The sequence below is a fragment of the Streptomyces sp. NBC_00354 genome, assembly GCF_036106915.1.
Classification (GTDB): domain Bacteria; phylum Actinomycetota; class Actinomycetes; order Streptomycetales; family Streptomycetaceae; genus Streptomyces.
Window position 1 is genome coordinate 2,508,198 of record NZ_CP107983.1, and the last position, 13,228, is coordinate 2,521,425.

The 13,228-nt window shown below is 70.0% G+C and carries 5 protein-coding genes, 1 tRNA gene and 1 rRNA gene; 1 reads left to right on the top strand and 6 read right to left on the bottom strand.

Annotated features, from left to right (window positions below; all coding sequences use genetic code 11):
- Nucleotides 1-84: 84 nt before the first annotated feature.
- The 3 genes from OHT74_RS10935 to OHT74_RS10945 form a co-directional block, all read right to left on the bottom strand.
- Entirely contained in the window at nt 85-2,868 is a 2,784-nt protein-coding gene (locus tag OHT74_RS10935; RefSeq protein ID WP_328620160.1) for an FtsK/SpoIIIE family DNA translocase, read from the bottom strand.
- A gap of 144 nt (nt 2,869-3,012) precedes the next feature.
- Nucleotides 3,013-3,690, bottom strand: coding sequence for a response regulator (locus tag OHT74_RS10940; RefSeq protein ID WP_133896729.1), 678 nt, complete (start codon nt 3,688-3,690; stop codon nt 3,013-3,015).
- 277 nt (nt 3,691-3,967) lie between these two features.
- Nucleotides 3,968-9,499 carry a HAMP domain-containing protein gene (locus tag OHT74_RS10945; RefSeq protein WP_328620161.1) on the bottom strand — a complete coding sequence of 1,844 codons (5,532 nt, stop codon included), beginning with the start codon at nt 9,497-9,499 and terminating at the stop codon, nt 3,968-3,970.
- A 177-nt stretch (nt 9,500-9,676) separates the two neighbouring features.
- Between OHT74_RS10945 and OHT74_RS10950 the strand changes: the two genes are divergently transcribed.
- Nucleotides 9,677-12,253 carry a SpoIIE family protein phosphatase gene (locus OHT74_RS10950; protein ID WP_443047346.1) on the top strand — a complete coding sequence of 859 codons (2,577 nt, stop codon included), beginning with the start codon at nt 9,677-9,679 and terminating at the stop codon, nt 12,251-12,253.
- Here OHT74_RS10950 and OHT74_RS10955 read toward each other — a convergent pair.
- The 3 genes from OHT74_RS10955 to rrf all read right to left on the bottom strand — a co-directional run bounded on the left by OHT74_RS10955 (nt 12,250) and on the right by rrf (nt 13,220).
- Nucleotides 12,250-12,849, bottom strand: a complete 600-nt coding sequence (locus OHT74_RS10955; RefSeq protein WP_266663143.1) for an HdeD family acid-resistance protein — start codon at nt 12,847-12,849, stop codon at nt 12,250-12,252. The genes OHT74_RS10950 and OHT74_RS10955 overlap by 4 nt on opposite strands.
- 173 nt (nt 12,850-13,022) lie before the next feature.
- A tRNA-Thr gene (locus tag OHT74_RS10960) sits at nt 13,023-13,098 on the bottom strand.
- Nucleotides 13,099-13,103: 5 nt separating this feature from the next.
- Nucleotides 13,104-13,220 (bottom strand): 5S ribosomal RNA (gene rrf, locus OHT74_RS10965).
- Between the last annotated feature and the right edge of the window lie 8 nt (nt 13,221-13,228).

Genomic DNA, 13,228 nt, shown 5'->3' on the forward strand with positions numbered 1-13,228 from the left:
CTGCGGCGGACCGGCACCGGGCGCGGTACCGCCACCTCCCTCAACTTGACGCGGACCCAAGGGAAACGGTTGCCCGCCCAAGAATTACGGTTGGGTCTCTCCCCGGATGACCGCGAGGACCCCGTCCAGCTCGTCCGCCTTCACCAGCACGTCGCGCGCCTTCGACCCCTCGCTCGGGCCGACGATCCCCCGCGACTCCATCAGGTCCATGAGCCGGCCGGCCTTCGCGAAGCCCACCCGGAGCTTGCGCTGGAGCATCGAGGTCGACCCGAACTGGGTGGAGACCACCAGCTCGGCCGCCTGGCACAGCAGGTCCAGGTCGTCGCCGATCTCCTCGTCGATCTCCTTCTTCTGCTTCTGCCCGACGGTGACGTCGTCCCGGAAGACGGGCGCCATCTGGTCCTTGCAGTGCTGCACGATCCCGGCGATCTCGTCCTCGGTGACGAAGGCGCCCTGGAGGCGGACCGGCTTGTTCGCGCCCATCGGCAGGAACAGCCCGTCGCCCTTGCCGATGAGCTTCTCGGCGCCCGGCTGGTCGAGGATGACCCGGCTGTCGGCGAGCGAGGAGGTGGCGAACGCGAGCCGCGAGGGCACGTTCGCCTTGATCAGGCCGGTGACCACGTCCACCGAGGGCCGCTGGGTGGCGAGCACCAGGTGGATGCCGGCCGCGCGGGCGAGCTGGGTGATCCGGACGATCGAGTCCTCGACGTCCCGAGGGGCGACCATCATCAGGTCGGCGAGCTCGTCGACGATCACGAGCAGGTACGGGTACGGGCTGAGCTCCCGCTCGCTGCCCGGCGGCAGCTTGATCTTGCCGTCCCGGATGGCCTGGTTGAAGTCGTCGATGTGGCGGTAGCCGAAGGCGGCCAGGTCGTCGTAGCGCAGGTCCATCTCGCGGACGACCCACTGGAGCGCCTCGGCGGCCCGCTTGGGGTTGGTGATGATCGGCGTGATCAGGTGCGGGATGCCCTCGTACGCCGTCAGCTCCACGCGCTTGGGGTCCACGAGCACCATCCGGACGTCGTCCGGGGTGGCCCGCACCATCACCGAGGTGATCAGGCAGTTGATGCAGGAGGACTTTCCGGAGCCGGTGGCGCCGGCGACGAGCACGTGCGGCATCTTCGCGAGGTTGGCCATGACGTAGCCGCCCTCGACGTCCTTGCCGAGCGCCACCAGCATCGGGTGGTCGTCCTCGGCAGCGTCCGCCAGTCTGAGCACGTCCCCCAGGTTGACCATCTCGCGGTCGGTGTTCGGGATCTCGATGCCGACCGCCGACTTGCCCGGGATCGGACTGATGATCCGGACGTCCGGCGAGGCCACGGCGTACGCGATGTTCTTGGTCAGCGCGGTGATGCGCTCGACCTTGACCGCCGCGCCCAGGGTGACCTCGTACCGGGTGACCGTCGGCCCCCGGGTGAAGCCGGTGACGTCCGCGTCGACCTTGAACTCGGTGAACACGTTGCGCAGCGAGGCGACCACGGCGTCGTTGGCGGCGCTGCGGGTCTTGCCGGGCCCGCCCTTCTCCAGCAGGTCGAGCGAGGGAAGTGCGTACGTGATGTCCCCCCGCAGCTGGAGCTGCTCGGCGCGGGGCGGCAGCGGCTGGGGCGGCGGAGGGGCTTTGGTGAGGTCCGGCACGGACAAGGTCCCGGAAGCCGCGGCGGTGGTGTCGTGCGGCGGCCCGGCCGGCTCCGGGGCGGCGGCCTTGGGCCGCTCCTCACGGGCGGCCGGCACCGGAGCGGTGATCTCCGCGCCCGCGCGGTCGGCGGCGATGCCGTGCGTCAGGTCGGCCACCAGCGGGGAAGGCGGCATCCCGCCGTAGACCACCCCGTCCAGCGCGGCGGCGGCCGCCGCGGCCACGTCGACGGCGTCCATCTCCCGCTCCCGGGCGGGCCGGGCCGGGGTCCGCCGCGGGCGCCGCCGCCGGGCGAGCGCCTGCTCCTCGGCGGTGTCGGCGGAATCGGCAGGGTCGACGAGGCCGGCAGGATCACCGGAATCGGCGGCGCCGGAGCGGGCCCGCCACTGCTCGGGGTCGTGCCGCCCGGCGGCGCCGTCCTCCCCGAACCCCTCGTCGTACTCGTTCGGGGCGATGATCCCGAGCCGGATGCCGAGCCGCCGCAGCCGCTGCGGGATCGCGTTCACCGGGGTCGCCGTGACCACGAGCAGCCCGAAGATCGTGAGCAGCACCAGCATCGGCACGGCCAGCGGCGCGCCCATGGTGAAGATCAGCGGCTTCGAGGCGCCCCAGCCGATCAGCCCGCCCGCGTTCTGCATGGCGGTGGTGCCCTCGTCCCGGCCCGGCGCCCCGCAGGCGATGTGCACGAGGCCGAGCACCCCGATGACGAGCGCGGAGAGGCCGACGCCGATCCGGCCGTTGGCGTCGGGCTGTTCGGGATGGCGGATGAAACGTACCGCCATGACGCCGAGCAGGATCGGCACGAGCAGATCCAGCCGCCCGAAGAGACCTGTGATCAGCATGGTGACCAGGTCCCCGACGGGACCGCTCAGGTTCGACCAGGTACCCGCGGCGACGATCAGCGCGAGGGCGAGCAGCAGCAGCGCGACGCCGTCCTTGCGGTGGGCGGGGTCGAGGTTCTTGGCACCCTGGCCGATCCCGCGGAACACCGCGCCGACCGCGTGCGCACAGCCCAGCCACACGGCGCGCACCAGCCGCACCACGCCCCCGGTCGGGGACGGCGCGGGCTTGGGCGGCACCTTCTTCACGGGGGCACGCCGGGGCGCCGCGGCTTTCTTCGCGGCAGGCTTGCGGGCGGGGGCCGCCTTCTTCGCCGGCGCCGTCGTCCGGCCGGTGCGGCCCTTCGCGGTGCCCGCAGTGCTCTGGGAACCCTTGCCGGACGTACGTGAGGCCATGGGGCCGAGGTTACCGGTGCGCGCGCCGGTGGACACGCGTGCCCACCCCTTCACCCGTTCGTGTCGCGTGCCGTGTCGGTGCTTTGACGCACCGCCAGACCTGGCACCCGCCCGAACGGCCCGGCTGTCAGCCCCTCGACACGCTCAGCTCTGCGCGGGCAGCACCGGCGCTCCCCCGCCGGTCCCGGGCTCGAGCGCATCGAGCGCCCGCCGCAGACCGGTGAGCTTGCGCTCCAGATGGGCCGCGGTCGCCACGACCGCCGCATCGGCCGATTCCTCACCGAGCTGCTTGGTCAGCGCCTCGGCCTGCTCCTCGACCGCCGCGAGCCGCGCGGAGAGCTCGGCCAGCAGGCCGGCCGTCTCCTTGCTGTCACCGCCCGAGCCGCCGCCCTCCAGCTGGAGCCGCAGCAGCGCCGCCTGCTCCCGGAGCTGGCAGTTCTTGGTGTACAGCTCCACGAACACCGAGACCTTGGCCCGCAGCACCCACGGGTCGAAGGGCTTGGAGATGTAGTCCACCGCGCCGGCGGCGTAGCCGCGGAACGTGTGGTGCGGACCGTGGTTGATCGCGGTGAGGAAGATGATCGGGATGTCCCGGGTCCGTTCACGCCGCTTGATGTGCGCGGCCGTCTCGAATCCGTCCATCCCGGGCATCTGCACATCCAGCAGGATGACCGCGAAATCGTCCGTCAGCAGCGCCTTGAGCGCTTCCTCCCCCGACGACGCCCGGACCAGTGTCTGATCGAGCGCGGAGAGGATGGCCTCCAGCGCCAGCAGATTCTCCGGCCGGTCGTCGACCAGGAGGATCTTGGCCTTCTGCACCATGCCCTGTCCTCCTCGCCCCGGCATGGGGCCTCCCCGGCTCCTGGCACCGGCCTGTACGCCGGGCCCCGCCCCAGAAGAGGACGGCATCCTTGCGCCGTCCGTCCTTGTGCCGGTCATCGTAGCCCCAGTCCCGAGATCGCCACACCCTGTCACCAAGATGTCACTGTGCACGAAGCAGAAACGGTGTGGGAGAGCAGAAGGTTCCCCGTCTCCCGCCCTTCCACACCGTTTTCGCCACAGTCAGTCAGCAATTGGTATCAGAGCGCTCTGCAGTCGATCACTTGCCGCGCATCCATTGCTCCATCACCGACAGCAGATAGTCCGGGTCGACCGGCTTGGTGACATAGTCGGAAGCACCGGAATCGATCGCCTTCTCCCGGTCCCCCTTCATCGCCTTCGCCGTCAGCGCGATGATCGGCAGCCCGGCGAACTGCGGCATCCGCCGGATCGCCGAGGTTGTCGCATACCCGTCCATCTCGGGCATCATGATGTCCATCAGCACGACGGTCACATCGTCGTGCTGCTCCAGGACTTCGATGCCCTCCCGGCCGTTCTCCGCGTACAGCACCGCCAGCCCGTGCTGCTCCAGCACACTAGTGAGCGCGAAGACGTTCCGGACGTCGTCGTCCACGATGAGCACCTTCTCACCGTGGAAGTCATACGTCCGGGGCACCACCGGAAGCTCGTCTTCCGGATTGGCCCAACCGTCCTCGGGACCCAGCGCGTTCGGCTGCCCCGGCACCGCCGTACGCGGCTCCAGGTCGCTCAGCGCCTTGCGCCGCCGCCGGAACAGCGCAGCGCCGCCCTGTCCCTGACCGGCCGTCTCGGCGGCCGGCACCCCGGGCCGTACGTGCTGCGGCTGCACCTGCGCCGCGGTGACGGGCGCCGCCGGGGTCGCCGGCAGCGCGGGCCGCGGCCCGTCGATCTGCCTGCGGTACACCTCGCCGCGCCCACCGCCGGGCGTGGGCGGCGCGTACCCCTGCGGCGGCAGCTCGCTCGGGTGCAGCGGCAGGTACAGCGTGAACGTGGACCCGCGGCCGGGCTCGCTCGCCGCATGGATCTCCCCGCCCAGCAGCCGGGCGATCTCCCGGCTGATCGACAGCCCCAGGCCCGTACCGCCGTACTTCCTGCTGGTGGTTCCGTCGGCCTGCTTGAACGCCTCGAAGATGACCAGCATCTTGCTCGCCGCGATCCCGATCCCGGTGTCCGTCACGGAGAAGGCGATCAGGTCCCCGTCCGCCTCCCGCAGCGAACCGGCCTCCAGCAACTGCTCCCGGATCGCCGTCGGCACGTCCGACCCGGCGGGGCGGATCACCAGCTCCACCGCCCCGGTGTCGGTGAACTTCACCGCGTTCGACAGCAGGTTGCGCAGCACCTGGAGGAGGCGCTGCTCGTCCGTGTGCAGGGTCGCGGGCAGCTCCGGGGAGACCCGTACCGAGAAGTCCAGGCCCTTCTCCGCGGTCAGCGGCCGGAAGGTCGCCTCCACGTAGTCCACGAGCTGGACCAGCGCGATCCGGGTCGGCGAGACGTCCATCTTCCCCGCCTCGACCTTCGACAGGTCGAGGATGTCGTTGATCAGCTGCAACAGGTCGGAGCCCGCACCGTGGATGGTCTCCGCGAACTCCACCTGCTTCGGCGACAGGTTCTCGTCCGCGTTGTCGGCGAGCAGCTTGGCCAGGATCAGCAGCGAGTTGAGCGGCGTACGCAGCTCGTGCGACATGTTCGCCAGGAACTCGGACTTGTAGCGCATCGAGACCGCGAGCTGCTCGGCACGCTCCTCGAGGACCTGCCGGGCCTCCTCGATCTCGGTGTTCTTCACCTCGATGTCCCGGTTCTGCTGGGCCAGCAGCTCGGCCTTCTCCTCCAGTTCGGCGTTGGCCGCCTGGAGCGCCTTCTGCCGGTTCTCCAGCTCGTCGGAACGCTCGCGCAGCTGCTCGGTCATCTCCTGCGACTGCTTGAGCAGCATCTCCGTCTTGGAGTTGACGCTGATCGTGTTGACGCTCGTACCGATCATCTCGGCGATCTGGCTCAGGAAGTCCTTCTGGATCTGCGTGAACGGCTGGAAGGACGCCAGCTCGATGACGCCGAGCACCTTCCCCTCGAACAGCACCGGCAGCACGATCACGTGCGCCGGCGGCGCCTCCCCGAGCCCCGAGGAGATCTTCAGGTAGCCGGGCGGGGTGTTCTCGACGAGGATCGTCCGCTTCTCCTCGGCGACGGTCCCGATCAGCCCCTCCCCCGGCCGGAAGGAGGTGGGCATCTGACCGCCCGCGTACGCATAACTCCCGCGCATCCGCAGCTCGTACGCACCGTCGGGACCGCCCTCGGTCCCGATCTCGGTGGTGCCGCCCGACGGAAGCGCCAGGAAGAACGCCCCGTGCTGCGCCGAGACCACCGGGGTCAGCTCGCTCATGATCAGCGAAGCCACGTCGTCCAGCTCGCGGCGGCCCTGCATCAAGGCCGAGATACGGGCGAGGTTGCCCTTCAGCCAGTCCTGCTCCTTGTTGGCCAAGGTGGTGTCGCGCAGGTTCGCGATCATCGTGTTGATGTTGTCCTGGAGGACCTGGATCTCGCCCGCCGCGTCCACGTCGATCTTCAGGTTGAGGTCACCGCGGGTCACCGCGGTGGCCACGGCCGCGATCGCGCGCACCTGCCGGGTCAGGTTCCCGGCCATCTCGTTCACGGACTCCGTGAGGTCGCGCCAGGTGCCGTCCACGTCGCGGACCCGCGCCTGACCGCCCAGGATCCCCTCGGTGCCCACCTCGCGGGCCACCCGCGTCACCTGGTCGGCGAACGAGGACAGCTGGTCGACCATCGTGTTGATCGTGGTCTTGAGCTCCAGGATCTCGCCGCGCGCATCGATGTCGATCTTCTTGGTCATGTCGCCCTTGGCGATGGCGGTCGTGACCATGGCGATCTGCCGCACCTGGCCGGTGAGGTTCGAGGCCATGAAGTTCACCGAATCGGTGAGGTCCTTCCACGTCCCGGAGACCCCCGGCACGTGCGCCTGACCGCCGAGCCGGCCCTCCGTACCCACCTCGCGGGCGACTCGCGTCACCTCGTCGGCGAACGAGGACAGGGTCTTCACCATCGTGTTGACCGTGTCGGCGAGCTGCGCGACCTCGCCGCGCGCCTCGACCGTGACCTTCTTCGTCAGATCACCGTTGGCGACCGCCGCCGAGACCTGCGAGATGTTGCGCACCTGCGAGGTCAGGTTGTTGGCCATCAGGTTGACGTTGTCGGTCAGGTCCTTCCAGATGCCCGTCACCCCGCGCACCCGGGCCTGGCCGCCGAGAATGCCCTCGGAACCCACCTCGCGGGCCACCCGCGTCACCTGCTCCGCGAACGAGGACAGCTGGTCCACCATCGTGTTGACGGTCGTGACCAGCTCGAGGATCTCGCCCTTGGCGTCCACGGTGATCTTCTTGGAGAGATCACCCATGGCGACCGCCGTCGTCACCTCGGCGATGTTGCGCACCTGAGAGGTCAGGTTGTTCGCCATGAAGTTGACGGACTGCGTGAGGTCCTTCCAGGTGCCGGAGACCCCCTTCACCTCCGCCTGGCCGCCCAGGATGCCCTCCGTACCCACCTCGCGGGCCACCCGGGTCACCTGCTCCGCGAAGTTCGAGAGCTGGTCCACCATCGTGTTGAGGGTGTTCTTCAGCTCCAGGATCTCGCCGCGCGCATCCACGTCGATCTTCTGCGACAGGTCACCACGGGCCACCGCCGTCGCGACCTGCGCGATGTTGCGCACCTGCGAGGTCAGGTTCCCGGCCATGCCGTTCACCGAGTCGGTCAGGTCGCGCCAGACACCGGCCACGCCCGGCACCTGCGCCTGACCGCCGAGGCGGCCCTCCGTACCCACGTCCCGGGCCACCCGGGTCACCTGCTCGGCGAAGGCGGAGAGCTGGTCGACCATCGTGTTGATGGTGTTCTTCAGCTCCAGGATCTCGCCGCGCGCATCCACGTCGATCTTCTGCGACAGGTCACCACGGGCCACCGCCGTCGTCACCTGCGCGATCTGGCGCACCTGGGAGGTCAGGTTGCCGGCCATGAAGTTGACGGAGTCGGTGAGCTCCTTCCACGTCCCGGACACCCCCTCCACCCGGGCCTGACCGCCCAGGCGGCCCTCCGTGCCCACGTCCCGCGCCATCCGCGTGACCTGGTCGGCGAAGCTCGACAGCTGGTCCACCATCGTGTTCACGGTGTTCTTCAGCTGGAGCATCTCGCCCGAGACGTCCACGGTGACCTTCTGCGACAGGTCGCCGTTGGCCACCGCGGTCGTCACCTGCGCGATGTTGCGCACCTGGCCGGTGAGGTTGCGGAAGGCGGTGTTCACCGAATCGGTGAGGTCCTTCCACGTACCCGCCGCACCCGGCACCTGCGCCTGACCGCCGAGCTCACCCTCGACGCCGACCTCACGGGCCACTCGCGTCACTTCCGCACCGAAGGACTGGAGCTGGTCCACCATCGTGTTGACGGTGTTCTTCAGCTCGAGCATCTCGCCGGCCACGTTGACCGTGACCTTCTGCGACAGATCACCGTTGGCCACGGCGGTCGTCACCTGCGCAATGTCCCGTACCTGCGTGGTGAGGTTGCGGAAGACCGTGTTCACCGAATCGGTGAGGTCCTTCCACGTACCCGCCGCACCCGGCACCTGGGCCTGGCCACCGAGCAGGCCCTTCGCTCCGACCTCGCTGGCCACCCGCGTGACCTCGTCCGCGAAGGTCCGCAGCGTCTCCGTCATCTGATTGATCGTTTCGGCCAGCTGCGCCACCTCGCCGCGCGCGCTGACCCGTACCTTCTGCGACAGATCACCATTGGCGACAGCCGTCGTGACCTGTGCGATCCCGCGCACCTGGGCCGTCAGGTTGCCCGCCATCGTGTTGACGGAGTCGGTCAGGTCCTTCCACACACCCGCGACCCCGGGCACCTTCGCCTGGCCGCCGAGCTCACCCTCCGTACCCACCTCACGGGCGACCCGCGTCACCTCGGAGGAGAACGACGACAGCTGGTCCACCATCGTGTTCACGGTGTTCTTCAGCTGGAGCATCTCGCCGGCCACGTGCACGGTGACCTTGCGCGACAGGTCGCCCTTCGCGACCGCCGTCGTGACGAGAGCGATATCACGCACCTGAGCGGTGAGCCGGTACGCCATCGTGTTGACGGAGTCGGTCAGGTCCTTCCAAGAACCCGACATTCCGCGCACTTGGGCCTGACCGCCGAGCTTGCCCTCGGTACCCACCTCCAGCGCCACGCGCGTCACCTCGTCGGTGAACGCGGACAGCTGGTCGACCAGGTTGTTGACCGTACGCCCGACCTTCAGGAACTCACCGCGCAGCGGATGCCCGACCCCGTCCGCAGTCTGCGTCCGCAGCTCCATCCGCTGGTCCAGATCACCCTCGGCGACCGCCGACAGCACCCGGCCCACCTCGGACACCGGCCGGGCCAGATCGTCCACCAACTGGTTGGAGGCATCGATCGCGGCCGCCCAGGAGCCCTCGCAGGCACCTGTTTCCAGCCGTTCGCTCAGCTTCCCCTCCCGGCCCACCATCCGCCGCACCCGGGAGAGCTCTCCCGTCAGATGGAGATTGCGGTCGGCGACCTCGTTGTAGACGGCGGCGATCTCCGCCATCACGCCCTCGCCGGACACCGTCAGCCGCTTGCGGAAATTCCCGTCCCGCATCGACACCAGGGCCGTGAGCAGCCGGTTCAGGGCGGCGGTATCGACTTCCGTCGTGCCGTTCCGGCGGGACCTCCCGCCTTTCGGGCGCGTTCCCGTACGCCGCACCGCTGCGCCAGACTCCACCGTGTCCCTCCCGAAAGGGTCGACCGCTGTTCCACCGACACCCGGCGAGTCGCACGCCCGGCTATCCGATCCTGCCCAGTGTTTCACCCTGGCCGAACCCGGCCATAACACTTCGGCACCATCGCACACCGGCCGCACCCTGCGGGTGGAATCCCTGACGACGGCACCAAGCCGACCGTGAAGGTAAGTAACCTGGCATCCGATGTCCAACCGCGTCGAAGGAGATTCGTGATCACGGCTCGGGCGGCTGCCAGCTTCGACCCCCTCGGGCGCTCGGTCGCCGCGGCCCGAGCGTTCGTCCGCGACACCCTCCAGGGCTGGGGCTTCGCGGACATCGTCGACGACGCCGTGGTGCTCACCAGCGAGCTCGTCACCAACGCCGTGGTCCATGCCGGCACCAAGGCCGAGGTCCTGTGCCTGCGCTCCGGGGACGGGGTACGGGTCGAGATCGCCGACCGGTATCCCGAACGCGAGCTCCCGCTCCGGCACCCCGGCGAGCGCCCCTACGCCGACCCCGACCGCGAGAACGGCCGCGGGCTGATGCTCTGCGCCGCCCTCGCCACCCGCTGGGGCGTCGAGTACACCGCCACCCACAAGCACGTGTGGTTCCGGCTCGACCTGCCAGACCGGCCGGTCGGTACCCGCTCCGCCGGGCCCGTCGTCCCGGACCGGCTCCTCCCGCTCGCCGACAGCCGGGTCCGCGTCGCCGTCCTCCAGATCGACGCCTCCGACTCCATCTCCGCCTGGAACGAGGACGCCGAGCACGTCTTCGGCTACTCCGCCGAGAAGGTCGTCGGCCGCCCCCTCGCCGAGCTCGCCGCCTGGCCCCAGACCCCCGGCACCGGCACCGGCATCGCCGAGGCCCTGCGCCTGTCCCGCTGGGAGGGCAGCTACGGCATCCGCGGCGCAGACGGCCGCGTGATCCCCGTGTACGCCTCCCACCTGCGCGTCCGCGATGCCCACGGAGAGCCCTCCATCGTCTGCCTGCTGGTCCACGACGACGAGCGGGCCCTGCTCCAGACCCCCGTACGGGCGGCACCCGCCGACAGCCTCCAGCTCACCGAGCCCCGCCCCGCGGACCCCTTCGAGGTCTTCATCGGCTCCCCCGCCCCCGACGACCTCGACGGACTCCTCCAGCGCACCGTCGAACGCGCCCGCGACATGCTCGACGCCGACTCCGCCTTCCTGCTGCTGGCCACCGACGACGAGACGGAGCTCGAGGTCCGCGCCACGACCGGGCTCCCCTCCACCCGCCAGCGCTTCGCCCGCGTCCCCGTCGAGGCCGGCACCAACCGGTACGGCTCCGCCCGCATGCCCGCCGTCCACGACGACCTCGCCGCCGTCCCCGGAGCCGTCCCGCTCCTGGAGGCCACCGGCATGCGCTCGGTGATCACCGTCCCGCTCAAGGTCGAGGGCCGGCTCACCGGTTCACTCGGCGTCGCCAGCGAGAACCCCGGCCGCTACTCGAACGCCGAGGCCCTGCGCCTCCAGTTCGCCGCCGACCGCATCGCCCTGGCCGTCGAATCCGCCCGCCTCGGCGAGCTCGAACGCCTGCGCCGCGGCTCCCTGTCCTTCCTCGTCGAGGCCTCCGACCTGCTCGCCGGCACCCTCGACCGGGACCAGACCCTGGCCCTCATGGCCCAGATGACGGTCCCGACCCTGGCCACCTGGTGCGCCGTCTACACCATCGCCGACCAGTCCTCCGATCCGTACCTCTCGTACGTCCTGCACGAGGACGAGGAGCGCATCGACGGCCTCAAGGCCCTGCTCTCCCGTGTCAGCCCGCCCGAACCGGTCCGCGAGGCCGGCGCCCGCCCCTGGCCCGCGACGACCTCGGCCGTCGGCGGGGAGACCGTCGTCCTCCCCCTCCTGGCCCGCAACCGCGTGATCGGCATGCTCACCCTCGGCAAGCCGTCCGAGGAGCACTTCCGCCAGGAGATCCTCGAACTCGCCGAGGACCTCTCACGCCGCGCCGCCCTCGCCCTCGACAACGCCCGCCTCTACTCCGAGCGCACCGCCATCAGCCGCTCCCTGCAACGCAGCCTGCTCCCGCCCGGCTCCCCCGCCATCCCCGGCATGGAGGTCGAGGTCATCTACCGCGCGGCCGGCGAGGGCAACGAGGTGGGCGGCGACTTCTACGACGTCTTCCCGATCCGCGACGGAGCGTACGGCTTCGCCATCGGCGACGTCTGCGGTACGGGCCCCGAGGCGGCCGCCGTCACCGGCCTCGCCCGGCACGCCCTGCGCCTCCTGGCCCGCGAGGGCCTCGGAGGCCCGGCGGTGCTGGAACGACTCAACGCGGCCATCCTCGACGAGGGCGCCCGCAGCCGCTTCCTCACCCTCCTGTACGGCGAGCTGCACCCCCAGCCGGACGGCGGCGCCCTGATGAAGGTCGTCTGCGCCGGCCACCCGCTGCCGCTCCGGCTGCGCCCGGACGGCCGGGTCACGCCGGCCGCGGACCCGCAGCCCCTGCTCGGCGTGATCGACGACCTCGACCTCTACGAGCAGACCCTCACCTTGGACCCGGGCGATGTCCTCCTCTGCGTCACGGACGGCGTGACGGAACGCCGCGAGGGCACCCGCATGCTGGGCGACGACGGCCTCGCCGAGGTCCTCACGACGTGCACGGGCCTCACTGCCGGCGCCGTCGCCTCCCGCGTCCTGCGCGCGGTGGAACGCTTCGCGGCCGAACCTGCCTCGGACGACATGGCGATCCTGGCCTTCCGCGTCCCCCACCAGCGCGAGGGCGACTAGCCGGACTTCATGTGACGGGTGGCTGAGCGCAGTGCGAAGGCCATCACCACTTCGAACACGCCCAGCAGGACGAGCCAGAGTCCCAGCAGCCGTGTCAGCGCGACCGCGGAATCCACCGGGAAGCAGAGCACGACGATTCCGGCGACGGTGCCCAGAACGCCCAGGCCGAAGAGCAGGCCCCGGTGCAGGAGCTCACGGTCCGCGATCGCCGTGTATGCGGTGAGCACTCCGCTCAGCAACCAGAACACCCCGAGGATCAGGGACAGCGCGCCGATCGTCTGCATCGGATGCCGCAGCACCAGGACGCCCGCCAGGAACGCCAGCATGGAGACCAGGACGCCCGCCAGTCTGCCGCCGCCGTCGCTGTGCGAGAAGGCGCTGACGAAACGGAAGACACCCGCCACAAGGAGCTGCAGACCGATGATGACGGCCAGGATGTGCAGCGTCTCGTCGGGCCAGACGAGTACCAGAATGCCGGGAATCAGGGTCGCGAGGGCGAAGCCGAGTGCCCAACGCCAGGTGCTTCCGACCTGCTTGAGGACGTCTTCGGGGTCGCTCTGCGTGTGCTGCGGTGCCGCGTCGAAGGGTACGGTCATCACGCCTCCCAGGCCTGCCGGGCGCCCCTCAGGGCACCGCGAAGCCGCCGGTCATGCCTTGTCCACCCTTGCCGCCCATTTTAGAGAGTTGTGGTGCAGCCCGCCCGTCCAGCGGACGGGCGGGCTTCCGGAAACGCAAAAAGGCCCCCGCCATAAGGCGGGGGCCTTTTCTTTGGAGCCCTTTAACGGAATCGAACCGTTGACCTTCTCCTTACCATGGAGACGCTCTACCGACTGAGCTAAAAGGGCGGGTTGTTCGGCGGCGTCCTACTCTCCCACAGGGTCCCCCCTGCAGTACCATCGGCGCTGAAAGGCTTAGCTTCCGGGTTCGGAATGTAACCGGGCGTTTCCCTAACGCTATGACCACCGAAACACTATG